The following is a 24,681-nucleotide window of genomic DNA, read 5'->3' as shown; positions in this document are numbered from 1 at the left end:
AACAACAACCCTGCGGCCATCCGCCTGCCGTCCGTCGCATCTGCAACTGCTGCAGCGCAGCAATTGCTTGCCCCACTGCCCCGTGCTGGCTATGCCGATAGGACACCACGGAGGGCATCATCATGCTGCGACATACCCTGAGCGCACTGGCCTGCGGCCTCTGCCTGTGCTCCACCAGCCAGGCCGGCATCTTCGATCTCGATGCCAGCATGAACGGCATCACCGAACAGCGCAGTTTCGATTCGCTGCAGGATGGCATTGACCTCTACCAGCAGCAGAATCTCTCGCAGCTTTTCGGTGGCGCCTACACCGGCAGCGAAGCGGTCAGCAGCACGCTGAACGTGCGTGGCCTGCCGGTCAATCTGGCATTCCCGACCACGGGCAGCAGCACGCTGGTTTTCACGATTCCGGTGCTGGGCATCAATGAAAGCTTCACCGGCAGCACGCGTGATGCCAGCGTCGATCTGTGGGAAGACTACCTCAAGCACAACCCCGACCTGCTTGAGCGGATGATGAAGAAAATGGTTGAAGTTTCGCCGGTTGACCCGGTCGCCGGCAATCCGAATTCGATGATGAGCCGGGGCGTCGTGGCAGACAGCCAGGCGATGTGGGGCGGCAGCGGCAATGGCTGGCGGGAAGGTGGCAACAATCGCGTCGGCATCGGGGTGAGTTACGCGCGCATGCTGTCCTCCGCGCGCGGCGATGCCAAGGAAATGGACAGCGATACGCTGACGCTGCCACTGGAATACTCGCACCAGTTTGCCGAGCCAAACCACGAACTGCTGATCAGCATGCCGCTGACCTACACCGAGGCGGACAACTCGAAAATTTACGACGGCAAGCTGGGGATTTTTTACCGCCGCCCGCTGCAGGACAACTGGGTGGTCAGTGTGGCGGGGTCTTTCTATGCCACCGGCTCGCCCGACCTGCTGACTGCCAGCTACATGGCATCGGCCGCCATTGCATCCAGCTATGTCTGGTCAGGCACGGACTGGTCGCTGACGATGGGCAACTTCATCGGCTACTACACGGCGCTACGCACCAGCTATGACGGCACCAGCATCAACCCCGGCATTGCCAACACCGTGTTCCGCAACGGCCTGCTCTACAGCACGCTGAGCAATTGGGTGGTCGATGGCGACCCGCTGTTCTGGGAATGCTACGCGGTGAACACTTACTTCACCGGCACCGACCTCTTCACCCAGTACCAGAACGACATCGGCATCACCATCGGCACCCGCCGCCCCATGCACAGCAAGGAAGCCGATTACCGGCTGGGGCTGAGCTACACCTTCGGCAGTGACGTGCAGGCCTTCAAGTTCAATTTCGGCACGTGGTTCTGAAACGGCATTTACTGACGCAAATACAACACATAAAGAAAGTTTAAGCCCGTCATGATGGAATGAGCCGGAGAATGCAGGTTTCCGGCTTCCAGGCATGACACTGCAATGACGCATAATCCTTACGCACCACCCGAATCCAGCCTTGAGAACAGCTACACCCCAAGCAGCCAGCCTGTCTGGCGCAAGGGCAAGATGGTCATCATGTCGCCCGGTGCGGCCCTGCCCCATTGCTGTGTCAAATGCAACGCCACCCTGCCGAAGCCACCCAAGCCACGGACGCTGTACTGGCACCATCCGCTGCTCTACCTGCTGATTTTCGTTCAGATCGTGGTCTACGCCATCGTGGCCATGATTGTCCGCAAGAAGGTTTCTGTTGCCGCCGGCCTGTGCCCGGCGCACCGCAAGCGCCAGCTGCTGGGCATTGCGCTGGCACTCGGCGGCTTGGCTGGCGGTTTCTGGCTCACGGCCTCCGCGTTTTCCAATGGCCAGAACCTGCTGGGGGCCCTGGGCATCCTGCTCATCGTTGGCGGCATTTTTGGCGGCTTCCTGATGGCGCGGGTTGTTTATGCGGTCCGCATAGACGCCACGGAAATCCGCCTGCGCGGCTTCGGCAAGGCGTTTCTTGATTCGCTGCCGGAGTATCCGGGCTGAACGAGTCGGCACAGCAGGGCGGCAGCACGGCAACTGCCGGCTAGCGCCGGAAACGCAGTGCCTGCGGATAGGGGTAGTAATCCTCGACCCGCCCGGCTTCGATGCGTGCCTTGGCCTGCTGCCAGAATTCGGGGCGCAACAGGTCGGCGTGGTACTTCATGAAGGCGCGGCGCACCGGCAGGTGCGTCAGCAGGAAGGTACCGAATTCCTCCGGGTAGACCTCGCCCTTGTTGCCGGTGTACCACGCCTCGCCGCTCATTTCGAATTCCGGCGTGGGCGGTGGCGGGATGCGACGGAAATCGCAATCGGTCATGTATTCGATTTCGTCGTAGTCGTAGAACACCACGCGGCCCAGCCGGGTGATGCCGAAATTCTTGAACAGCATGTCGCCGGGGAAGATGTTGGCAATCGCCAGCTCGCGCAGCGCATTGCCGTAATCGCGCACCTTGTCTTCCAGATCCTGCCCGGTATGCGTATCCAGCCAGATGTTCAGCGGCTGCATGCGGCATTCGATATACAGGTGCCGGATCACCACCGTGTCACCCTCGTCCTCGATCATCGTCGGCGCCAGGCGCTTGAGCTCGTCAAGCAGCTCCGGTGCGAAACGGTGTTTTGGCAGCGCTACGTCGGAAAATTCCAGCGAATCGGCCATGCGCCCGACGCGGTCGTGCTGTTTCACCAGCTGGTATTTTTCGCGCACCAGCTCCCGGCTGACTTCCTTGGGCGGCGCGATCACGTCCTTGATCACCTTGAAGACGAATGGAAACGACGGCAGGGCAAACACGATCATCACCATGCCCTTGATGCCGGGCGCGAACTGGAACAAGTCCGATGAATGCCGCATGTGGTGCATCAGCTCGCGGTAGAACATGGTCTTGCCCTGCTTGCCCAGCCCGACCATGGTGTACAGCTCGGCGCGCGACTTGTCCGGTAGCAGTTCGTGCAGAAAACCGACCACCGCCGACGGCACTTCCATGTCGACCATGAAATAGGCACGCGACATGGAAAACAGCTGCCGCACCATCAGCGGGTCGAACAGCGCCGCGTCGATGTAAAGCTCGCGCGCACTGCTGCGGTACAGCGCCAGCGCAAAAGGCTGGTCGTGGCCACCGGCGCGCAGCCGGCCGATGATGTAGGCCGCATTGCTGCGATAAAACGGCGCGACCAGCACCTCCAGGTGCGCGCCATAACCCAGCCGGGGCAGACGACCCAGATGCCGGTACAGCGCCTTGACGGTTGCGCGGATATCGCGTGCCAGATTCTCGAAGGGCAGGCGGAAACCGAAATCGGCCATGGCCTGTGCCAGCGTGGCGCAGAGATTGTCGTGGGTCGGGTAATAGCTGCGCCAGCTCGGCGGCTCGGCTTCCAGGTATTCGGTGGAGACGGCCGGCCGGTAGAAGATGTAATCGTTGTGGAAATAGCTGCGGTGCAGGATGCGGCAGCACACCGAATTGAAGAAGGTTTCCGCCAGCTCAGGCTGCTTGTGCTGGTTGAGCAAGCCGATGTACTCGGTCTTGATGCGGGCCCACTCATCCACCGGCAGCGCCTCGGCGGCATAGTCGCGTTTCAGGCGCTCGGTGGCCTCCCTGACTCGTATGTCGTAATACGCAATCCGCTCGCGCACGGCCGCCCGCTGCGCTGCCGCATCGCCCGCCTCGAAATTCGACTGTGCATGATGGCAGCTGGAGCGGAAGACATGATAGTGGTGGTTGAAGCCATCCAGAATCGCCTGGGCCAGCGCACGTGCGCTGGCAGGGCTGGTGGCTTGGGCGCTGGGGGCAGGATGATTCATGGTGGTATCCGGCAGGGGCTTGCTTCACTGTAGGCGAAGCCGGCCGCCTCTGCGGCGCTGCAGCATCCGCGATCACCCTGCCGTTGTGGCATAGTGCGGCCATGAACTCGGCCATGCAATGGTTTGTCTACCTGATCGAATGCTGCGACGGCAGCATCTACACCGGCATCACCACCGACGTGGCGCGGCGCTTCGCAGAACACGCCAGTGGCCGTGGCGCCCGCTACACGCGGGCACGACCACCACGGCAGCTGCTGGCGGTGCTGACTGCGGCCAACCGCAGCGAGGCATCGCAAATCGAATACCGTATCAAGCAGCTGACTCCGCTGGCCAAGCGCCAGCTGGCGCAATCCATTTCCGGCCCCTTACAGCAGCGAAAGGACTAAGATAGCGCCATTACCGTCATTACATTGCGGAGTATGCCCATGCGTTCCTTCCTCCTCGCAGCCTTCCTGCTGATACCCCATGCCACCTTTGCCGCCAGTTTTGACTGTGCCAAGGCAAGCAGTGCGGAAGAAAAAACCATCTGTCGCAATCCGGCACTGGGCAAACTCGACGAACAGCTGGCAGCCAGCTATCAGCAGGCGCTGAAGCAGCTGGCCCCGCCCTGGGATGCCAGGCTGCGCCAGACCCAGCGCGAATGGCTGAAAAACCGCGTGGCGGATGCCGACCCGAAGACGCTCGACAAAGCGCTGGCGGATGCCATGCAGGCACGCATCAAGGAACTCGATGGCGCGGTGCGCACAAGCAACGGCGTACAGCTGCTGCAACTGCACTACCACTTCGCCCTGCCGGTCGACAAAACCGACATTCCTTCCGACAGTGTCTGGGCGGCACAGAAAACCGTAAGCCAGACCGTATCGCCACTGTTCATCATCAACGACATTCCCGGCAGCAAGGGTTTCAACCAGTGGGTGGAAAAGAACTTTGCATTGCCCGATCCCAAAACCCCGGCAACCGAAGAAAGCGGCAACAGCCTCAGCCCGCACTTTGTCTCGCCCGAATTCCTTAGCCTGAGCAATGCAAGCTGGGTGTATTTCCTTGGCGCCGCACACCCGATGTCGGGCAATACGCAGTACAACTACTGGCTCGCCAAGGGCCGGGTCCTGCAGGCGGGTGATGTATTCAGTGGGCGTGACTGGCAGAAGATCATTCTGGCGCGCGTGCACCAGCATCTGAAAAAGGAAAAGATGGATGATTACGCCGACGCAAAAACGGTGGCCGACTACGTGCTGTCGCCGGATTGCTGGGCCATCAGCCCCAAGGGCCTGACGATCGTCATCGCCCAGGACGCCATCCTTTTCCACGCCGCCGGCCAGCAGGAAATCAGCATTCCCTGGGGCGCCTTTCTCGGCATGCTGAAACCGGAATTCCGCACAGTACTGGGGCAGAACAAAGCCCCCTGAACCGCGGTGTTGCATTCCTTGCCATGACTGCATCAGCGGGCACTTCTATTGCTTGACCTTGGCATGGCGTCTGCCAATCTGTACGGGTTACCCCTGATCGGGTAACCCTAAAAAACAGAACAGGAAGATGAGGAATGAAAAACCGAACCACGCTGAATGCAGCCATGCTGCTCGGCGGATGGCTGCTCGCCGGTGCCGCCGCGCAGGCCTGCAGCCCCCCGCCCATCTCGCCACCGCCCCGCCCGACCGGAATCGACGGCAAATTGCCGGTCACCTATCCCGACCTCAGTACCAGCCCGACTCCGAGCCCGAATCCCTGCCCGATAAAGAGCTACGGCTACACGGCCAGCATGCCGAGCCTGAACGATGCGGAAACCGATCGCCTTTACGCCAGTGAAAACCCGCTGGCGCCAGCCTGGGATGGCAGCCGCGCCTACACCGGCGGCGAACTGGTCAGCTACAACGGCGAAATCTACAAGGCCAGGTGGTGGACCCAGAACGACCTTCCCGGCAATGCCTACGGCCCCTGGGAGCTGCAGGCCAGCGCCAGCGGCCCTGCGGCCTGGAACGGCACCCGCGTTTACAACGCGGGCGACCAGGCCAGCTTCAAGGGCACGCTCTACCGCGCCAAGTGGTGGACGCAGGGCAACGAGCCCGGCGTGGAATGGGGCCCGTGGGAAGCCATCGGCGCCGTCACGCCGACACCGCAACCAGTGAGCACACCAACACCGGCTGCAGCACCGGTTCCGTCGCTGACGGGCATCTCGAAGCCCCCCTACTACATGCCCAGTGGCGGGCCGGTACTCGGGGCCCGCCCTGCCGCGTTCAAAATCGGGGTAAACCAGGTTGAAGTCAGCGGCCAGAAGATGCTGGAGGTTGGCTACAGCAGCACGGCGGCCTATACGAACTACCGCTATGTCGCCACTGCCGAGTGCACCATCGCAGCTGAAAGCACCCTCATCGGCGATGGCAGCAGCGCCCCGCCGCAATATGTGGAACTGCGCATGGACGGCCGCCCTGTCGGTCGCGTGCATGCGGACCAGTTCATTTCGCCGCCGCCCTACCCCGGCCCGCCGCCACCGGATCTCTACAGCCTGCAGCAACGCATGCGCCTGCCGGATGGCTCCTGCATGTACAAGCCGGGCGATTATGTCGCGAGCTGGAGCAGCAACTCGTTCGCGGGCACGCAGGTCACGGTGCGCATCCCGCGCGGCAACGGTGATTACTGGAAGCCCGACAGCAAGGATCACTACCTGAGCGCGTGGGCCTGCAACGGCAACCTCTGCCGACCGAGCACATTGCTGTGGCACACCCGCATGGGTACACCGGCCTGGTAAAGCAGCGGCACGCCATGAAAAACCGCCCATTCGGGCGGTTTTTCTTTGGGTATGTGCACAAAGCCATTCCTCTAAAATGGCTACAGGTCAATACACCGCAATGTATACCCCGGCTCAGGCTAGCTTCTTCTCCATGAACACCGCACGGCCAAATTGCGGGTCCAGCTCGTAGGGCTTGAAGCCGCTGCGGGCGTAAGCGGCTGCAGCGCGCGGGTTGCCCTCCAGCACTTCCAGCGTCAGCTTGCAGCAGTCACGCGCGACGGCGAGCGCTTCCGCTGCCACAAACAGCGCATCCACCACGCCGCGCCCGCGCCAGCCGGCATGCACGATCACGTCGTGCACATTGAGCAGCGGCCGGGCGGCAAAGGTCGAGAAGCCTTCGATCAGGTTGATCAGGCCCACCGGTTCTTCGCCCGACCAAACGATAAAGGCAAAGAAATCATCGCGCGCGGCCAGCCGGGGCACCAGATTGCGCTTGGCAAATTCCGACAGGCCCGTGCCACCGCCCATCGGGTCGGCAGCATAATGGTCCAGCAGCGCAATGAAGGCCTCGGCATGGCGGGAGAGGGAAAAATCGACGGGCAGAGTGCGGAATTCAGGGGCAGACATGGCAGAACCGTAGCGGAAATGAAATCAGCCGCCATGATACCGCCAAGACACTTGCGCGTACCCGCACTCCGGCACCCCGCAATCACAATGCCCTTTCTGCCGACAGCGATTCTGGTCTACAACACAGACAGCATCCCGGCACATCAGCCTCCGCCGGTCGTGCCGGTTTCACCCTTCACCTTTCTGCGGAATGAATCATGCGGAAACTTCACGGCCTGATTGCTGTAGCCAGTCTCTTGCTGAGCTCCCTGCTGGCCGCCGAAACCCTGCGCACGGCAGCACAGGACAGCGCCCCGAAATTCATCCGCAACCCCGGTGGCGCCAGCACCGGCATCAGCATCGAAATCATGCAGGAAATCAGCCGGCTCGACCCCGGCATTCGCTTCAGCGGAGGAAATGATTTCCTGCCGCTCAAGCGCATCGAAAAAATGCTGGAAAACGGTGAAATCGATGTGTTTTTCGGCTTCATCAGGAGTGCCGAGCGGGAAAAGCAGTATGTGTTCATTGATCCCCCGCTGTATTTTGTCTCCGATGTACTGGTGGCACGACGCGATGACCCGATCGACATCCGCCATCTGGAAGAGCTGAAAGCGCTGGGTGACAAGGGCGTCGTGCTCATTGCCAAGGGTGTGTCGCAGGGTGACCAGCTGAAGAAAATGGACATCCAGATCGATGACGGTGGGCGATCACTGGAAACCAATCTGCAAAAGCTGGTCAACGGGCGCGGACGTTTTGCCTTCCAGTCGGAAATCGAAATGAAAACGGCCATCCGCATCGGCCCGCAGGCCTTCCGTGACCAGCTGCGCATCCTGCCGGCCCGATTCAATACCGGTGGCCGCTATATCGCGTTTTCCCGCAAGGTGCCGCCGGCAACCATCAGCCGAGTACAGGCCGCGCTGGACAGGCTTGAAGACAACGGAACGCTCAGCCGGATTTACGCCAAATACGCCCAATAGAGTCAGCCAAAACAGGCTTGCCACTCTGCTTCGGCAGCTGCCGAGAACACCGGATGCTGCCGCTGAATCAAAGAGTGCATTTCCCCTTGCCCGATCATTTGTGTAGTGTTTTCGCAATAACTATATCTTGCGCTCCGCAATGAAATGTAAGTAAACGTGACACGTCCCTTGCAGTAGGTAATTCACCTTATGCGCCATCACCAACTCGTCCCTCTCGCAAACCGTATTTTTCAGAACTTGAGTGGATTTCGTTACTTTTTGCCGAAGTAACGCCAAAAATCAATTTCCTGCATTATTTGTAACGCCGTTCGTCGGATATTTCCTTTCTAGTGTCTTGCGCTTAGGGTTTCAGTACCAGGCCTTGTCTGACTCGTCGCCGGGCGCGGCCCTTTTCGCACTGACTGCAAGGAGGAAATCATGTCGAACCCAGGTCCCGATCCCCGGGAGCTACCACTACTGACTGCGCTGCGCGGGCTTGCCGCGCTGCTGGTCATGCTGTTTCACGCCCGCCTGATTCTGTTTCCGCAATGGAAGGAAGCACTGGCCGCTCACACCCAGCTGCTTGAAAATGGGTATCTGGCGGTGGATCTGTTTTTCATTCTCAGCGGGCTGGTACTGGGGCATGTGTATCTGAACCTGATGCGCGGCACTGACCAGCCACTGCGCTACCGCCAGTTCCTGTGGCTGCGGCTCAGCCGCATCTATCCGCTCTTTCTGCTGACGTTGCTGCTGCTGGTGGCCTGGGAAACCATCAAGCAGGCTCAGGGGCTGACCTACTACGGTGGCCCGCTGTTCGGCAGCTGGGGCATGAATGGCATTCCGGCTTTTGAAGGGCCGTTCAACCGGCTGGAGGCACTTCCGGAGCAGTTTTTCCTGGCGCAGGGTCTGCTGACCAAATCGATGCTGGCGTGGAATGTGTCATCGTGGTCGCTCAGCGTGGAATGGGGCTGCTATCTGCTGTTCCCGCTGTTGCTGCCGCTGGCCGGCTGGCAAAGCCGCTGGCGCTGGCTGGCCGCACTGCTTGCGCTCACCACGCTGGGCGGCATTCATCACCAGTTGGGTTCGCTCGACGCCACCACCGGCATCGCCGCCATGCTGCGCGGACTGGCCGGTTTCGTACTTGGCCTGAGCCTGCTGCCCGCCGTGCGCCAGCGCGTGCTGGCCCGCTGGCTGAATAACGACGCCGTACTGGCCGTACTGGTTGTCCTGCCCTTGCTGCTGCTGCACCTGCCGCAAAGCCTGCCGGTCAGCCTGGCGCTGATCGTGGCCTATGCCCTGCTGGTGTACGCCGCCGCCATCCAGCAGCCGCGCCCAAGCCCGGTGTTTTCCCTGCTGGAAAACCGGCTTACCCGCTGGCTGGGCGATCTGTCGTTTTCCGTTTACCTGTGGCACACGGTGCTGCTGCTGGCCGGCGTCGAGGTGCTGAACTGGCTGGCTCCGGCGACGCTGGCAACGTGGTACGCGCAAACCGGCTGGCTGGCGGCACTGCTGGGCATAGGCAGCTTCGTACTGCTGACACTGGCCGTGTCGGCGCTGAGTTACCATTGCTTCGAGCGTCCGGCGCAACGCTGGCTACGCCAGTGGCACAGCAGTACCATGCGCAAGACGCAGCTCGCCACCGCAGGGCGTGCAGGCTGAATTCCTGTCTACCCATATGCACCAAGGCCATCCAGAAGGATGACCTTGGTGAGGGGTATATATTCAGAGCTTAATATTTGAAAAGGCCCTGTCAGCATCACCCTGCATGTATAGCAGAGGCTGGTTCTCACTCAAGGCAACGCAATAACAGCACAAGAACCAGAGATGGGCGGTACCCTTGCCTGCCTCTGGCGAGCCTCCTTTGCTCTGCGAGCCGCGGGGCAGGCAGTTTGCAATAAATTCTTCATTCCCGTCCTGCCCTGCCACTGCCTAAGCTGAACGATCTGTCGCCATGCCCCCACCCGGCTGCGGCGATTTTTCCATCCCAGCGCGAGCCACCATGCAATTTGTCCGTTTGTTCCCGATTACACTGATGCTGATTGTGCTGTTGTCCCCCCTCTTGCGCGCCGAGGAGCCCCCCGCAGACACTGAGCAGGAGCGGAGCGTGCAACGCATCTGGCTTAATGCAGGTTTCCTATCCTATCACCCTGATCGCAGCCGGGGCTTTCGCGAGCAGAATTGGGGATTTGGCGCCCAGCTTGATCTGGACGATGAGTGGGCCCTGATGGGTGGCCAGTTCCTCAATAGTGAAAACCAGCACAGTCACTATCTTGCGGCTGCCTGGCAACCACTGAAACTGGGGTCTTTCGATCTGGGTCTGGCCGTTGGCGCGATGGATGGCTATCCCCGCATGTCGGACGGTGACTGGTTTCTGGCCGCGCTCCCATTACTGAGCTGGCGCGGTGATCACCTGGCCGTGAATGTGACAGGCACGCCCAAAATTCGCGACAAAATCGACGCCATGATCGCCATTCAACTAATGTGGCGCGTGTGGTGATGGCAGGCTGACATTTGCACAGGCGAAAGCAGCAGCGCCGATAGCCAAAACCGCATCGTCGCCTTTCTGAAATCCCGCCACAGCGCGGCCTGCAGGAGTCATTCCGCAGGCCGACAGTGAACAGGTCGTGAATGCACCGGACGAGACGTGTATTTTTTCGGCAAGGCCAGCCCCGGCCAGACTGGAAACCACAAGATAGCACAAGGCCGCTCACGGGCGGCCTTGTATTGTATATACCCAAAGCCTTTAACAATAAAAGGCTACATGGCAATACCCATATTGGTATCAATCACCACTTCATCTCGCCCTTGGCGACCTTGGCGCTGAGTTCCAGCGAGGATTCTTCGCCGGCCTGCGGGTATTTCGCCTTCATGGCGCCAATCAGCTCGGCGGAGTTCTGTGCCTTGGCAGCGGCAGCACGGAAGGCTTCCACGTAGTCGCGGGTGAATGTCACGGCGCTGATGTCCTGCGCGGTACCGGCGGCGTAATGCCCCGGGATCACGGTTTTCGGCTTGAGCGCGGCGATGCCGTCCAGCGTCTTCAGCCAGTCGAGCTGCGATTGCTCGCTTTGCGTATCGGCCATCCACACATGCAGGCCGTTGAAGTTCACCACGCCGCCAACGACGGCCTTGATCGACGGAATCCACACATAGCTGCGATCCGGCTGCGGGCCCTTCAGGTCACGCACCTGCAGCGTCTTCCCTTCCAGCTTCAGTGTGTCGCCCTGCAATTCCTGCGGCACGATGGTGGTTGCCGGCGCATCCTTGCCCAGCTTCGGACCCCAGAAGGCCAGTTTCTTGGCGCGGGTGTGCTCGATGTGCTCGATGGTGGTTCTGGTGGCCAGCACCTTCACGTCCGGATAGGCGGCCTTGATGGTTTCCAGGCCGAAGTAGAAGTCCGGATCACCGTGGCTGATGTAGACGGTGGTCAGCTTCTTGCCGCTGGCGCGGATCATTTCGACCACTTTTTCGGCTTGCGAACGGCCAAACTGCGCGTCGATCAGGATGGCATCGTGCTTGCCGGATACCAGCACCGACGTCACCGGGAAAATGGCCTCGTGGCCGGGATTGTAAACGTCCAGCTTCAGCGCATCGGCAGCGAGTGCCGGTGTGGCGGCGATCAGGCCAAAGGAAACGATGGCACCGGCCAGCAGGCGGCGGGTAAAGGTGGTGTTGCGGTTCATGGTGTGCGTCCTTGTCTGGGTTGTGCTTGAGTGCATGGACGCCATCTTAGTTGCGAATACCGCTGCAAAAAAGCGTAGAATCCGCGCTAATTTGTTGCAAAAAACGGGCATATCAATGGACAGGCTGGCAGCAATGCGGGTATTTGTGACGGTGGTGGATAGCGGCAGCCAGTCGGCAGCGGCGGATCTGCTTGATCTCTCGCGCCCGGCCGTATCGCGCCATCTGGCCGAGCTGGAACACTGGACGGGCGCCCGGCTGCTGCATCGCACGACACGCAAGCTGACGCTGACACCCGCCGGCGCCGAGCTGCTGCCGCGCTGCCGGCAGATGCTGGAGCTGGAAGCCGACATGCAGGCCGCAGTGGCCGTGCCGGACGATGCGCCACGCGGATTGCTGCGCATCACCGCCAGCAGCTCTTTCGGTCATGCGGTGCTGGCGCGCGAAGTGGCCACCTATGTGGCGAAATACCCTGGCGTCACCATCGACATGCAGCTGCTCGACCGCGCGGTGAATCTGGTGGATGAGCGCATTGATCTGGCCATCCGCATCGCCCGCGAGCTTGATCCGAACCTGATTGCCCGCAAACTGGGCCGCTGCCCCTCGGTGCTGTGCGCCGCCCCCGCCTGGCTGCGGGAACACGGCATGCCCGCCGGTGTGGAAGAGCTGGCGCAGCGTTCCTGCCTCACGCACAGCTACTTCGGAAAAAGCCTGTGGCAATTCACCCGCCTGAGCGACAACACGCCGGTCAGCGTTGCCGTCAGCGGCAATATCAGCGCCAACGACGCCACCGCACTGCTGCAGGCCTGTGTGGCCGGCGCCGGCATCGCCATGCTGCCGCGCTACCTCGCCACCCCCAGCCTCGCCAGCGGCGAACTGCAGACCGTGCTGGATGGTTTTGCACCGCAGGAGCTGGGGATTTTCGGCGTCTACAGCTCGCGCAAGCATTTACCCGCCACGCTGCGTACGCTGCTGGATTTCCTGGCAGAACGACTGGCCGCCTGATCACCGGCCATAAACGTGACAGGTATCAAGGCAGAGCCATTTACCAACAATGGGTATAGCGGGATACCCAGCAATACACACAGGCAGCCAGCGTTACGCTTGCCCGCCAAATCGGCAAGCCACAGCGCAGCAAAATCGGGCGCTCGCGGCCCACACCACCTTGCGCTTTCGTGCGGCCACCAGACATCGACTGTCTGCTGCCCCCGAAACGGGTGTATACTGGCGGTTCTTCATCTCTTTTGAAGACTCACGGGGACGCCATGGTTTCGACGGGGGTTACAAAGCGGATGGGGGCATGCCGGGATTTCAGTCACCCCGTTAAACACTGAATTTATATAGTCGCAAACGACGAAACTTACGCACTGGCTGCTTAATTGCGCCAGTCTCTACACCGCAGAGCCCTTCGGGCGGGTCGGGTCAAACCGGCAGTAGAGTCATTAAGAAGGGATCGCCTCGGTTCGGGTTACTTGAGCCGGGGTTAAATCCAAGGTAACTCGCTCTCCCCAAGCCTGTCGGTCGGCGTGGAAGGGAGTTAAATCCAAATGGCTAGACTAAGCATGTAGAACCCTTCGTAGAGGGCTTCCGGACGCGGGTTCGACTCCCGCCGTCTCCACCAATACACAAACCCCAACTGTTCTCAGTTGGGGTTTTTCTTTGCCCAGCCCCGCCGCTACAAGCCTTGTGGCGCAAGGCTTCCGGACTGGCTACGGCACAAATTTTCCGGATCGACCGACCGCTGATCTCTGTGCCGACTATTTCATATGTCATCTCTCAGCCCCACCCCAAAAGTGAAGTCCGGAAGCATGGTTTTGCATTTGCCATATAAATCATGGCGTTACTTCTGGACTTGCCGAACGAGTTTTACAGTAGACATGCTTGGGCAGTCCACACGAAGCATCTGACGTCACTAACTACGGATCTCTGCGCAGGCCATTTTATAGGCTATGTACCAAAACCGTGGTGCAAGCCTCTCCCCATTGCTTCCTGCAGGCAGGCTTTCGGAGTGATGGCTTTGCCGTACCGTTTCCAGCATGCGCCGCCATCTCAGATAATTCTCCAGATAATGCGTCGCCACACAATGGAAGCGGCGCATCCAGTTCTTCTGCCTACGGTGATAGGCATTGACGTTCTGAATGTGGTACGCCCCTCTTTGACCCGACTTCCCGGCTTGGCTTGTACGACCACATGGGTCATGCAGGCCTCGCGGGTAAAGCGAGCACAAACCGCCGCACCATCGGTACAGAGAACGGCATCAGGGTCAACCAGCGGCTTTAGCTGGGAGGCGACATGATTCGCATCCAGCTTGGACAGCTTGAAGTCTGCGGCATGACCGGAGCGATCTCGCACCACCAGAACCGGAATTTGTTCAGCTCCGGAGCCGCGCGTTTAGGCAACACCGCCGCGACGGCGGGCCGGACGAGGATTAATTAAAAATCTAGCCAATCATCTCGGTCAGGTTTTGCTACAAGTCGAGCGTTCTTATAAGCCCACTCGAGAGGCATAATTGTCTCTGCCGAATAACCAGCGCCTTCACGAGAAACTACCAGCGCCCGTGTCTCACTAGTCTCGTTCCCGTTGGTGAAAGTAATCGGCAGCAACATTTGAATCTTCTTCAATGCCGGGTAGTAGAATGGTACCGCCGCGCGGAAGTTGCGCCGCACCCGACTACGCGACCGATCTAGAAGTTGCTCAAATTTACTGGCGCACTCATCGTCACTCATTTCTCGCCATGCTTCAGGGAACCGCGTCCGCCTTTCGTCAAACAGATGAACAAAATCCGGGAATATTTTGAGCTCACAGTCTAGGAGAAGGTGGTCACTAGGTATCTTCGATTGTGACGCGATATCGAAGAAGTAGCTTGGTGACTCTGGCACGATCGGGAAATTTTTACCAACAAAATTCGCGTCAGTGAACTTATCAAAAGTGTATTTCGACGGCTTATTTGGGGTATATTTGAAGATCGCGAAAACGTCTTTATCGAATTTGTTCCCTAGCGATGTATTGAAGGCAGCCCCAGAATCTGAATAAATAATCTTATCCTCGAGTTGAAGTCGCTCAAAAGTTCTCTCTATGAAGGAAAAAAGGACATCGAATTGCTTACGCTTAACAAATTTGGTGACTTTCTGCTCGTCCCATCCCTTAGTCGCTGCCTGCGAACGCAACGAGTCTTCATCAAAGGATGATGATGACCACTTCTCCCGAACAGCGAACTCTAACGCTAACTGCTGAATCGCGCCCTCGTAATCAGGAAAATGGGCGAATCTAAAAAGAGCGCTTCTACTGTCATATTCGATACTCTCAGCTTTGCCCCTCCCACTCTTACACGGAACAAAAGTAACGTCTTGGCCAATTTCCATTGATATCTTGCTCTTCTTGCTTATGTAGGCTTCAAAATCGGTGTAATGAGCTAGATATGTATTTTGATCTGAGCCACGAATTATGCCGTATCCGGCCGACTGCCAAGTTTCGATAGATCCTTTTATTCTTTCCATTTTTTTATCCTTTGAAATGCACACCCAAATCTTATTTGATTAAGCTCGATTTCAAGCGGAGAGCTAACGGAGCTACCATTCAGGGGTTGGACATCCGTTGAAGCCCCGCAACCAAGCATGATGAATTCCCCTTGCTACTCCAGAGTCGGCGTAAACCAACCCCTCGCACCCCTTCGCCAAACTGTTCGCGTAGGTTCCTTTCCCAATCGCCATCCGGATCGTCGCCTTTCTCCAGTTCACGTAAGGTGGCCGTTGTCTTCCCGGTAACCTTCTTTTCGTAGCGCCCCCCCTGTAAACAGCCCCAGGGTGTCTGCATTTCTTGTCGCTCCAGCCAAAACTCTCCTCCGTCTTTGTTGCTGCCAGCAATCCTGTAGTGAAACAACTCAACCGGTAAAAACAAAATATCCGGAGATATTCTCAAAGAAGCGTACCGGTTCTCACGGATCTCTATGAGATTGGGTATTACTGGCTGGATTTTTTCTTGAAGCCCTTTGGCTAGCTGTATGATGTCGCTGGCATTAACCCATCCGTTTGCGAGCAATTGGATTCTGCGGGCTTCCTGTATCGGGAAGCTGCGCGCATGCCAACCCAATAGCATGAGGAACTGCCATTCCTGCTGATCTAGCGGCGAAACCGGCGCAATTGGCTTTTCTTTTCCGGGCTTGCCAGAGTAAAAAAAACTTTTCCCAGGATGTCCTGGCAAATCCAGCATGCAAGACTCGTCGTTGTAGGGAAGGGGAGATGTGCTGGAGTCAGGGACATTCAATAGCTGTTTATCAAGTTCATCGCCCCATGCCTGGCGCAATGCTTCCACATATGCGGAAGCCCCATCGGGTCGCTGTGGAGCGGCGATATCTGCAGCGGAAAACCACGTTAACGTGCCGGGAGATGTTGACACCTTATCGAGCAGGTGCGTCTCACCAGATTGGGTCAGCTTGATCTGGAATAGGTTGAACCTGTAAGAAGAGTAGGCATGCCGATTCCCTGCACCATTGACTTCACGGTAAATCGGGATGGAATTGCTCAATGGCGTGTAGGTGTAATGTATCCCCACCAGAAGCCCCGCCTCTTCTTCAAGTTCTCTTTCCAGCGTGCGGGCAATGTGCTGAGTAACGATCTCGGATTCTGGATCAAAAATCGTTTTCAGAATGTCGTGGCGTTCTCGAACGTCGACGGGTAGGTCAGTCAGACTGAATCGTCCGCCCGGCAGTACATATGATTTTTCACCTGGCCGTTTTTTGTCCTCACGATGGTGCAGGAGGAAATTGTTACCCAGACGAATAAATGCCCAAGCAACGTGTACTGTTCTGATTGTCTTAGCCTGTTGGTTGAATTTTAATCGGCCGAGTTCTACCCGATGCAAGAGAGAGCGCTGCTCCTCCTTCGTCTCGGGAGGCCGGTCATCCCCTTGTTCCCAATAGTCAGCGGGCAGCAGTAATTGACCTGGGGTGGCTAGTGTCGTTAGCCAAGAACGCCCCAGCAAGGATGCAGGAAATGAGACAAACGTCCATTTACCACTCCGAAGCTCAATCGAATCAAGCAGAGACAACGCCTCAAATTGGCGTCGCAGTGTGTAAACCAGCGACACTGCGGTTGCCTCTGTAGCGCGGCCTTGCTCAATAAGCACTGTGACGATTTCAGTTTCATGGCAACTTTCGCGTTGCCGGCCCTCTTCGGCATGAAGGGGTAGCATCGAAAGCACAATATTCAGGAGTGCCACAGGATCGGCCTTGATTTCGTGATTGTTATTCACGGAAAAGTCATCCGCTGACTGCTGGCATTCCCCACTCATCTCCGCTAAGCCTCCTCTAACTTTTCTATTTTTGCGCTCATAGTTCGTTGCAACAAGCAGCACATTTCGTGCCGCTACACCAGCAAGGAATAAATCATGGCACAAATCAAATCCAATGGCATCTTTATCGGCCAAGGCAATGTAGGCCACGGCGCAGTGGTTTCAAAAACGGCCTACGAAGGCACTGTCATCGCCCGAGCGATGGAACGTGCCGGCCACAACCCCCACCTCAAGGGCCACATCCACGAGGTTCTGGTGAAAGATGTACGCAATGCCCGAAACCTGCTCACCCTAAATGGCGCCAGCACCGAACTGACCAAGAGCACCACAGCCGGCACCGTCGATCTGGTAACCACCAAGGGCGGTAAGGTCATCGAGCGCCTTCAGGTCAAGGACGTCACCAGCCAAGCGGGCATCAACAAACTAGTCAAGCAGTGCGCCGATGGCAAGTATCGCAGCGCACAACTGGTCGGCTCTGAAGAAAGCACCCAAGCCTTCAACAAGGCAGCCGAGAAGGCAGGTATTTCCAAGCGCATGACTAGTACTGGCGTGTCGTCGAAAAGCACCGAGTCACTGGCGCAGCGTGCCGGCGCAACTGGTAGCGGCAGTCTCAGCAGCGCAATGGGCCAGGCAGCCAAGGCCGGCGGTGCGGCCGGGGCAATCATCGGCGGCGGAGTCGCTGCAGTGAAAGGCTGCATAGACCTGATCGAGGGTCGTGCGGATGCAGTGGAAGTAGCCGGCACCGTAGTCAAGGCCAGCGCCAAAGGCGGGGTCAGCGGTGCCGCGGCTGGGGCTGCCGCCACAGCCTCTGGGGCCGGAGCCGTGGCCGCAGTCTCGGCGCTTGGCATCACCGGTGTGGCAGCAACCGCAGTGACAATTGGTGCTCCACTTGCGGTCGCCGTCGGGGTCGGCTACGTCGCCTCGGAAATCTTCGACTGGCTCTTCGATTGAATCAGTGCTTGCCACAACACAGGAGAAACCACCATGAGCCTCACCGTTCGCAACGCAGCAGGAGAATCCGTCCAGCTGGCCGACTCCCCATTCGCACAAGGCGGCGAAGCGGCTGTCCATGCTGTTCCCAACTTTCCGAGTGTGGTCGTCAAATTGTACCACCCACAAGTGCTGCAAAAACGAAGTGACGCCCTGCGTACCAAGATTGATGCCATGAGCAGCGATCCTAAGCTTGCGGGTCTCAAGCAGCACCCAGGATTAGCTTGGCCGCGTTTCTCAGTATTAGACGAACGTGGTCAGTGGCGTGGCTATGCTATGCGCAAGGCTGCTGGGGTACGTATGAACGTACTCGCCCATGCAATGGCATATCGTGAGCAATTCCCTGACCTTGATCGACCCGCCGTGGTGGCATATCTGCTGAATTTGCTCGGTACGCTGAAAGAATTGCACGCTGCGGGCGTGATGGTCGGCGACTACAACCTAGCCAACTTCTTGTGCGACCCGGATAGCGATACGGTTACGCTGATCGACTGTGACAGCTGGCAGCTCAATGTGACGGGCAATATATACCGCTGCCCGGTGGCGGCTCCGGATATGCTCGCGCCCGAATTGCAAGGCAAGGAACTGGCCAAAATCAACCGAACACTGGAAAGCGAACTTTTTTCGCTGTCCATACTGATCTTCAAGGCACTGATGCTTGGTCGCCATCCCTACGATGTTGTCGGCGGAGCCGGTCCCGTGGAGAACATCCGCAACGGCTATTTCCCCTACGGCCAAGGCGGTGGCGGTATCCCGAAGGGGCCTTGGTTCAATATCTGGAGCCATCTGCCTTTCAAGTTGAAGGAGCAACTAATCCTCAGGCAGCCACCAAACTGGATTTGTCGTTGGTGGAGAGGCTGGTCAGGTTGCCGGTTTTACTGCGGATGTCTTTGAATTCCTGCGCGACACGCAGGACCAGGCTTTCGATTTGGGTGGCAAGGCTCATAGGGACTTCCTCGAATTAAGTTAGCCAGCGGCTTTTGATGACACGCCGGCTTGATGGATTGGTTTTGGAATGAATGCTGGTGTTGGTGGTACCGGCAGAGTGCTGAGAAGCAGGGTCGATCTGTCGCGCTGTCTGGCTTTCTATGCCAAGTTGTCGTTCAAGTTCGCGCCAGTGCCGATCTTCGAATCGATCCAGCCCGACTGATGCTGCCGCCGCGCGGGCGTAGACATAGCAGTCGAGCGCCTCATTACGTTCACGCATTTTTTGCCACTCGCGGATCGCGAAACCATGGCGATCACGCCGGGTAATCAGTTGCTCGGCGCACAATTGCTGGAGGTATTCACCATCCACCATGGGCAAATGCACATAACCCGCCGGATACTCTGGCGTGCATCCGTCATCGGCGAGATCAGCTGGTTTGCGCAGGTTGTTGTAGAGCTCCAGCTTGGCGATGCCGCCAGCGACGGAGTACACCTTGATGCCACGGCGCAGTTTTTTACCGCCGATGGTGATGTCGACGGCGGTCGGTGTGCCGATTAGTGCCGCACCACCCATGGCGCCGGCACGAACACCTTTGACGGCCATGACCCGGGGATCATGCGTCCCCCGAATAAATGAATAGGCTTCCTGGGTGGCAAAGCCGGTATCGATTGCCAAGCGTTGCAGCGGGAGTTGAGCCCCGCTGGCATGGGTCCAGGTTTCGCCAAGCAATTGCCCTAAGTCCTGCCAGACATGATCGCGGGCCGTATCGCCCATCAGAACACGATGCTCAATGAGCCAGGATTCCTTGCCGGGACCGAATGCCCAGACAGAAACCTCGATCCGGTCTTTTTGGATATCGGCACCCGCAGTGAGTAGCAAGGCGGGTAGCGGTATCTGGCCGACTGGATATTCTTCGCGCCGTTCCAGCAGACGTTGCCAATCAGGCGCTTCGCCATCTTCCAGCCAGGTTTCGCCCAACTCGGTATTTTTGAAGGTCTTGATGGCTGAGCTGGAGCCGGTTTCTTGATTCACGGCAGCCTCCCAAGCGGCGGCAATGTCAGCCCATGAGCGCCAGCCTACCGGACTGTAGAGCGACGACAGATGAAAGCCGGTCGTTTTGCTTGGGCAATCTGGGTTCTGTGCGATCCACTCACCATGCTCCAGCATCCAGGTTTTGTGATGCTCGGCAATCGGCTGCTCGCAGGACTCGCACACATAGGCCACAGATGCCGGCCGGCCTTTTTCCCATCGCAGTTGTTCAAAGCGCAACCACTGGGCATGGCCACAGTGGGGGCACGGCACAAAATAGCGCTGCTGGTTGGATGCTTCATATTCACGTTCGATGGCACTGGCACCAGCAATCGTCGGTGTTGAGACAATGAAGATCTTCCGGCGGGCAAAGGTCCGGGTACGGGCCTCGGCCAGTGAAATGGCATCACCTTCGCCTTCGACATCAGCGGGATAACCATCCACTTCATCCAGAAAAAGATACCGCACTGGCATTGAGCGCAAGCCGACCGCGCTATTGGCGCCGGTCATTACCAGTACGCCGCCGCGAAACTCTTTGGCCAGAATTGTGTTGCCCGAGTCTCTGGCCCGGGCGGGCGCGATACGCGAGGTCAGTTCTGGCGACTCATCAATCAATGGATCAACCCGCTGCTTCGAGTTGCGTTTGGCCATTTCGACGGTGGGCGAGACCGCCATCATCGGGCCTGGCGATAAATGGATGACATAGCCCATCCAGTTATTGCCGCATTCGGTACCGCCGACTTGAGCGCCTTTCATAAAAACGACACGCTCTACCTTGGAGGTGGGCGACAGGCAATCCATGATCGCTTTCAGGTAAGGCGTACGACTGGTGCGCCACCGGCCGGGCTCCGAAGCCGATTTGCCGGAGAGATATCGGTACTGATCGGCCCATTGCGAAACCGTGAGCAAAGGATCAGGCATCAGACCTTCACGCCAAGCGGCATCAATGGCCAAAGCACCGTTGTAGGGCATCACCGTGGGCTTACCTCATCAATCAATCCTCACTTGGATTTCAGTCATTTCGGTCAGGTGATCCCGAACCGCGCGTTCAAGCGTGATGTGCAGCGTGTGTGGATCAACCAGCAATTCGGCTGCCATTTGTGCAGACACCCGCGATGGCCAATTCAGCCAGGCATCACGTTCTGCGCGTGCGAGCTTGAATACATGGGCGACTGCCTGGGCCCGATCGACCAGCTCACCTTTCAAGCGCGCCAGTCGGACTTTGCCGGTCTGGGCTTTCAGTACCTCATTGGCGGTTCTGGCCTGCAGCAGGGTGGTGCCGCCACTGAGGCCTGCTGAGGCATCACTGACGGTATCCCGCACGGTGGACAGGGCTTCATTGGGCACGGCGCGGACTGAGCTGCGCTGCTGTGCCTGATCGGTGTTGTGGGCCCATTCGCGATTCGCGCGAGCTGGGTCGATGGTGCCATCGGGCTCTGGCGTAATCCGTCCAGCCTTGATGGCTTTGCGCACAGCTGCGTCAGATACCCCGCGTTCGCGAGCGTAGGCGCGAATCGAGATCCCCATGTAAATACCCAAAAATAAGATTAAGAATCAACTTGATAATCAATTGGAATGAAGCGATGAATGTGTTCACCCCAACCGGAGCAATGATCATGAACACCATCGATACCATCCTCGGTCAGATCGCCCAGCAGCACCTCGGACTTGAAACCCTGGACACCCGACACAGAGACAGCCTCGATTTTTATGACCTGGCGGTCTGGAATCTGCGCGCCGCACTGGCGGCGGCCTATAGGGCTGGCCAACAAAATCAGCCAAACCAGCGCGTGCATTTTATCGATCAACGCGGCCGCCGCCGCTCGGGTCAGCTTCAAGGTTGGCGTGATGGCAAAGCGGTCGTGCTACTGGCCTCGCAATGTACAGAGTTGGTTGCACCTGCTGATTTGATTCAGGAGTGAGTACACCCAGGCCTGCTCTGCAGGCCTGATTGAAACTCCGGTTAAAAGTAGAACAAATGACTTGATTGTGTGCCGAATTGAAGCCTTCATGTTGACACGATAACGCATAAGGGGCAGCAAAATGAATAGCCTACGCCAACAACCCATTGAAGTATTTGTGGCCCAAGTCGGGGAATTTGAAACCCTGCTCAACCGGTTGCAAACCATGCTGGACGATCACTTCAGCGTCGACCCCGACGACGTCAAATGGGGAGACGTCGGCGACATGGGCCATCGCATCGAAGTGCTCAAGCAAATCACCGACGCCTATTTCAAAGAAGGCGAATTTGCCAAGTAATGACCTGCGCCCCGGGTGACCGGGGCTGAGGAGATTATCATGCCGCTGAGCGCTACCCAGCAACAAATTCTCGATGCCGCTACTCGTCACCCGACTGGCTTGCTGGTCTGGTTTCCTGACAAAGTCAACGGCGGTGCGCGTGACTGTGTCCTGGCCAGCCTGTTACAACGTGGCCTGATTGAGCCGCACGTTGGCGGCTACAGGGCCAGCCTCAGTGCTTATGCCGCCCTTGATCGTGCCTACCCAGCCGCCGTCGCCCAAGGCGCCACACAGCTCGAAGCTGGGCCAACACCGCGCAACCCGCGCGCCAACAGCAAGCAGGCACTACTGATCAGCATGCTGCAGCGGCCTGAAGGCGCTACGATTGAGCAGCTTTGTACAGCAACGCAATGGCAGGCACACACTGTCCGAGGTGCGCTGGCGGGAGTCGTGCGTAAAAAACTGGGCCTTAACCTATCGTCTGAAAAAATGAGTGGCCAGCAGCGAACCTATCGCATTACTTGATGCTGTAATGAGGCCCTGTTGAATATTTAAAGCTGAAAACTATTATTTCCGGATGTAATTCAGCCCTCAACAGGGCTCGGTTTCAAGTCGAAATCTCGTAGGACGTGCTGCGTCCGCCGGATGCGGATTTACACAGCACGCCCAGATTCAGCAGCTCATTGATGTCGCGCAGGGCCGTATCGCTGGAGCACTTGGCGATGGCGGCCCATTTTTTGTTGGTCAATTTGCCATCAAAACCATCCAGTAGCCGGTTCAGCACTTTGATCTGCCGTTCATTGAACGGAGTGCCCAGCCAGCGCTGCCAGAAATTTGCCTTGGCCAGAACGGCATCTAGTGTGAGCTGGGCTTGCCCGATGGCGCGGAGCAAGGTTTCCAGAAACCAAGCTAGCCAAGGCGTGATATCCAGCGTGCCTTTCTGCGTTTTTTCCAAAATATCGTAATAGTCGCTTCGTTCGCGCTGAATTTGCGCCGATAGACTGTAAAAGCGCTGCGCGGTACCATCCGCGCGTGCCAATAGCAAATCACCGACAGCGCGGGCGATCCGCCCATTCCCATCGTCGAACGGATGCAAGGTCACAAACCACAAGTGCGCAATGCCAGCCTGCAGAATAATGTGCTCCTTATGGGCAGGATGATTGAGCCAATCCAGAAAGCGGGCGACTTCTTGGGTTAGCACCTCTGCCGCTGGGGCTTCATAGTGCACTTTTTGCCTGCCAATCGGACCGGACACAACCTGCATGGGGCCATCTTCATCTTGTCTGAATTCGCCAATCCGGATTCGGCTCATTCCACTAAAGCCAGTTGGAAACAGAGCAGCATGCCAGCCAAAGAGCCGATCCAAGGTGAGCGCTTCCGCGCAGCGGGTCGTCGCATCAAGGACCATTTCAACAACGCCTTCGACGTGTCGATCTGCCGGTGCCAAGGCGCCAATATCAACGCCAAGACGGCGGGCAATGGATGAGCGCACGGTGGTAATGTCTAAGTACTCACCCTCGATTTCGCTGGTTTTAAGCACATCTTCGGTCAGTACTTGCAGGCTGGCCTGATCACGCAGCGCCATACCCACATCGCTGAGTCGTCCCAGCAACATTCCTTGCGCACGACAGACATCGGCTAACGGTTTTGCTAGTACCGTCAGATCATAATGCCACGTTGGCCAGTCTGGAGATTGCCAGATGTATTTGTGTTCACCGCTATTCATGCGGTGATTATGCGGGGCATTCACCGCATCGGCAAGTTAATCACCGTGAAAATTGCGGCGAATGGCGCTTTTATTCACCGCAAGCCAAGGCGGGGGACTGCAATCCAGTGTCAAACGCCATCCCATCCACAGCCCGGATCGCCTGCTTGCCGGAGTAGTCCTGCCAGCGTTTGATGATCACATCGACATACTTCGGATCAAGCTCGATCAGCCTGGCGCGGCGATTGGATTTTTCAGCGGCGATCAAAGTGGTTCCCGAACCGCCAAACAGATCCAAAACGATATCCCGCGTCTTACTGCTGTTGAGGATGGCGCGTTCGACCAGCTCGACCGGTTTCATGGTCGGATGCAGATCGTTTTTGGCCGGCTTGTTGATGAACCAGACATTGAGGTTAACCGCGAATTTCGGATACCAAGCGTAGCCAGATAAACTGGCATACGGAGGTATCGATGTACAAAATCCCGAAGCAGAGCTTCACCACCGAGTTCAAGCAAGAGGCGGTCCGCCTGGTCGAAGCCGAAGGCAAATCCCCCGCCCAGGTCGCCCGCGACCTGGGCATTTCCGAGCAGACACTCAGCAACTGGCGCAAAGCCAGCAAGGCGGGAAAACTGGCCGCCGGAACTGGCAAGGCCATCACGCCCGAGCAGATGGAGTTATCCCAGCTGCGCGCGGAGAACGCCCGACTGAAGATGGAGCTCGAAATCCTGGAAAAAGCCACGGCGTACTTCG

24 protein-coding genes, 1 other RNA gene and 1 pseudogene are annotated in these 24,681 nt (G+C 58.1%); 16 read left to right on the top strand and 10 right to left on the bottom strand.

Translation table 11 applies throughout. From position 1 onward, the window contains the following. Positions 1 to 122 precede the first annotated feature (122 nt). Both H559_RS0112495 and H559_RS0112490 read left to right on the top strand, forming a co-directional pair. Complete coding sequence (locus tag H559_RS0112495) at positions 123 to 1,343, top strand: hypothetical protein (protein ID WP_028452972.1); 1,221 nt, start codon at positions 123 to 125, stop codon at positions 1,341 to 1,343. A gap of 105 nt (positions 1,344 to 1,448) precedes the next feature. Next, positions 1,449 to 1,994, top strand: coding sequence for a hypothetical protein (locus H559_RS0112490; protein WP_028452971.1), 546 nt, complete (start codon positions 1,449 to 1,451; stop codon positions 1,992 to 1,994). Between the two features lie 40 nt (positions 1,995 to 2,034). Here H559_RS0112490 and aceK read toward each other — a convergent pair whose 3' ends face one another. Next, the gene (aceK, locus tag H559_RS0112485; RefSeq protein ID WP_028452970.1) at positions 2,035 to 3,786 is read right to left on the bottom strand and encodes a bifunctional isocitrate dehydrogenase kinase/phosphatase; all 1,752 of its coding nucleotides are present in this window, start codon (positions 3,784 to 3,786) and stop codon (positions 2,035 to 2,037) included. A 113-nt stretch (positions 3,787 to 3,899) separates the two neighbouring features. Between aceK and H559_RS0112480 the strand changes: the two genes are divergently transcribed. The 3 genes from H559_RS0112480 (at position 3,900) to H559_RS23325 (ending at position 6,529) form a co-directional block, all read left to right on the top strand. Further along, a complete protein-coding gene (locus H559_RS0112480; protein WP_028452969.1) occupies positions 3,900 to 4,172 on the top strand; it encodes a GIY-YIG nuclease family protein in 273 nt (90 codons plus the stop codon). Between the two features lie 39 nt (positions 4,173 to 4,211). After that, a complete protein-coding gene (locus tag H559_RS21820; RefSeq protein ID WP_051279417.1) occupies positions 4,212 to 5,192 on the top strand; it encodes a DUF3298 domain-containing protein in 981 nt (326 codons plus the stop codon). 134 nt (positions 5,193 to 5,326) lie between these two features. Next, positions 5,327 to 6,529 (top strand): carbohydrate-binding protein, encoded by a 1,203-nt coding sequence (locus H559_RS23325; protein ID WP_028452968.1) that lies wholly within the window; start codon positions 5,327 to 5,329, stop codon positions 6,527 to 6,529. 114 nt (positions 6,530 to 6,643) lie between these two features. Here H559_RS23325 and H559_RS0112465 read toward each other — a convergent pair whose 3' ends face one another. After that, positions 6,644 to 7,138, bottom strand: coding sequence for a GNAT family N-acetyltransferase (locus H559_RS0112465; protein WP_034641217.1), 495 nt, complete (start codon positions 7,136 to 7,138; stop codon positions 6,644 to 6,646). A 197-nt stretch (positions 7,139 to 7,335) separates the two neighbouring features. On the opposite strand from H559_RS0112465, the gene H559_RS0112460 reads away from it, so the two are divergent. The 3 genes from H559_RS0112460 (at position 7,336) to H559_RS20255 (ending at position 10,570) form a co-directional block, all read left to right on the top strand. Further along, the gene (locus tag H559_RS0112460; protein WP_028452966.1) at positions 7,336 to 8,094 is read left to right on the top strand and encodes a substrate-binding periplasmic protein; all 759 of its coding nucleotides are present in this window, start codon (positions 7,336 to 7,338) and stop codon (positions 8,092 to 8,094) included. A gap of 417 nt (positions 8,095 to 8,511) precedes the next feature. After that, positions 8,512 to 9,732 carry an acyltransferase family protein gene (locus tag H559_RS0112455; RefSeq protein WP_034641215.1) on the top strand — a complete coding sequence of 407 codons (1,221 nt, stop codon included), beginning with the start codon at positions 8,512 to 8,514 and terminating at the stop codon, positions 9,730 to 9,732. Between the two features lie 445 nt (positions 9,733 to 10,177). Further along, positions 10,178 to 10,570: a hypothetical protein gene (locus H559_RS20255; RefSeq protein WP_155845412.1), complete on the top strand. Its 393-nt coding sequence runs from the start codon at positions 10,178 to 10,180 to the stop codon at positions 10,568 to 10,570. Between the two features lie 289 nt (positions 10,571 to 10,859). Here the strand turns inward: H559_RS20255 and H559_RS0112445 are convergent, their stop codons facing one another. Next, the gene (locus H559_RS0112445) at positions 10,860 to 11,753 is read right to left on the bottom strand and encodes an MBL fold metallo-hydrolase (RefSeq protein WP_028452963.1); all 894 of its coding nucleotides are present in this window, start codon (positions 11,751 to 11,753) and stop codon (positions 10,860 to 10,862) included. Between the two features lie 133 nt (positions 11,754 to 11,886). Here H559_RS0112445 and H559_RS0112440 point away from each other — a divergent pair, with 133 nt between their 5' ends. Further along, positions 11,887 to 12,756 carry a LysR family transcriptional regulator gene (locus H559_RS0112440; RefSeq protein WP_034641212.1) on the top strand — a complete coding sequence of 290 codons (870 nt, stop codon included), beginning with the start codon at positions 11,887 to 11,889 and terminating at the stop codon, positions 12,754 to 12,756. 251 nt (positions 12,757 to 13,007) lie between these two features. Next, positions 13,008 to 13,372: a transfer-messenger RNA gene (ssrA, locus tag H559_RS22285) on the top strand. 326 nt (positions 13,373 to 13,698) lie between these two features. On the opposite strand, the pseudogene H559_RS23190 reads toward ssrA, so the two are convergent. From H559_RS23190 to H559_RS0112430, 3 genes and pseudogenes are all read right to left on the bottom strand, one after another. Next, positions 13,699 to 14,178: pseudogene (locus H559_RS23190) on the bottom strand (IS1595 family transposase); the annotation flags it as partial. A gap of 5 nt (positions 14,179 to 14,183) precedes the next feature. After that, the gene (locus H559_RS0112435; RefSeq protein ID WP_028452961.1) at positions 14,184 to 15,248 is read right to left on the bottom strand and encodes a DUF3825 domain-containing protein; all 1,065 of its coding nucleotides are present in this window, start codon (positions 15,246 to 15,248) and stop codon (positions 14,184 to 14,186) included. Positions 15,249 to 15,327: 79 nt separating this feature from the next. Then, entirely contained in the window at positions 15,328 to 17,190 is a 1,863-nt protein-coding gene (locus tag H559_RS0112430; protein WP_155845410.1) for a hypothetical protein, read from the bottom strand. On the opposite strand from H559_RS0112430, the gene H559_RS0112425 reads away from it, so the two are divergent. Continuing rightward, complete coding sequence (locus H559_RS0112425) at positions 17,137 to 17,991, top strand: hypothetical protein (protein ID WP_028452959.1); 855 nt, start codon at positions 17,137 to 17,139, stop codon at positions 17,989 to 17,991. The two genes, H559_RS0112430 and H559_RS0112425, sit on opposite strands and share 54 nt — an antisense overlap. Positions 17,992 to 18,024: 33 nt before the next feature. Continuing rightward, complete coding sequence (locus H559_RS22725; protein ID WP_155845409.1) at positions 18,025 to 18,924, top strand: kinase; 900 nt, start codon at positions 18,025 to 18,027, stop codon at positions 18,922 to 18,924. A 67-nt stretch (positions 18,925 to 18,991) separates the two neighbouring features. Here the strand turns inward: H559_RS22725 and H559_RS0112410 are convergent, their stop codons facing one another. Both H559_RS0112410 and H559_RS0112405 read right to left on the bottom strand, forming a co-directional pair. Then, positions 18,992 to 20,959, bottom strand: coding sequence for a phage terminase large subunit family protein (locus tag H559_RS0112410; protein ID WP_034641208.1), 1,968 nt, complete (start codon positions 20,957 to 20,959; stop codon positions 18,992 to 18,994). 18 nt (positions 20,960 to 20,977) lie between these two features. Further along, complete coding sequence (locus tag H559_RS0112405; protein ID WP_028452956.1) at positions 20,978 to 21,514, bottom strand: hypothetical protein; 537 nt, start codon at positions 21,512 to 21,514, stop codon at positions 20,978 to 20,980. A gap of 89 nt (positions 21,515 to 21,603) precedes the next feature. On the opposite strand from H559_RS0112405, the gene H559_RS20250 reads away from it, so the two are divergent. The 3 genes from H559_RS20250 (at position 21,604) to H559_RS0112390 (ending at position 22,750) form a co-directional block, all read left to right on the top strand. After that, positions 21,604 to 21,909, top strand: a complete 306-nt coding sequence (locus tag H559_RS20250) for a DUF6900 domain-containing protein (RefSeq protein WP_155845408.1) — start codon at positions 21,604 to 21,606, stop codon at positions 21,907 to 21,909. A 121-nt stretch (positions 21,910 to 22,030) separates the two neighbouring features. Next, the gene (locus H559_RS0112395; protein WP_028452955.1) at positions 22,031 to 22,246 is read left to right on the top strand and encodes a hypothetical protein; all 216 of its coding nucleotides are present in this window, start codon (positions 22,031 to 22,033) and stop codon (positions 22,244 to 22,246) included. A 39-nt stretch (positions 22,247 to 22,285) separates the two neighbouring features. Continuing rightward, on the top strand, positions 22,286 to 22,750 hold the full coding sequence (locus tag H559_RS0112390; protein WP_034641203.1) for a DUF3489 domain-containing protein: 465 nt from the start codon (positions 22,286 to 22,288) through the stop codon (positions 22,748 to 22,750). Positions 22,751 to 22,832: 82 nt separating this feature from the next. Here the strand turns inward: H559_RS0112390 and H559_RS0112385 are convergent, their stop codons facing one another. Both H559_RS0112385 and H559_RS20245 read right to left on the bottom strand, forming a co-directional pair. Next, positions 22,833 to 23,951, bottom strand: a complete 1,119-nt coding sequence (locus H559_RS0112385; RefSeq protein WP_028452953.1) for a Fic family protein — start codon at positions 23,949 to 23,951, stop codon at positions 22,833 to 22,835. A 70-nt stretch (positions 23,952 to 24,021) separates the two neighbouring features. Beyond that, positions 24,022 to 24,399 (bottom strand): DNA-methyltransferase, encoded by a 378-nt coding sequence (locus H559_RS20245; protein WP_081413045.1) that lies wholly within the window; start codon positions 24,397 to 24,399, stop codon positions 24,022 to 24,024. A 2-nt stretch (positions 24,400 to 24,401) separates the two neighbouring features. Between H559_RS20245 and H559_RS0112375 the strand changes: the two genes are divergently transcribed. After that, positions 24,402 to 24,681, top strand: a 280-nt coding sequence (locus H559_RS0112375) for a transposase (RefSeq protein ID WP_028452952.1), incomplete at its 3' end; no start/stop codon positions are given.

It is taken from the genome of Chitinilyticum aquatile DSM 21506 (assembly GCF_000430805.1).
Lineage (GTDB): Bacteria > Pseudomonadota > Gammaproteobacteria > Burkholderiales > Chitinibacteraceae > Chitinilyticum > Chitinilyticum aquatile.
The sequence above is the reverse complement of the archived record's forward strand: the minus strand, read 5'-3'. Positions and strand labels throughout refer to the sequence as shown.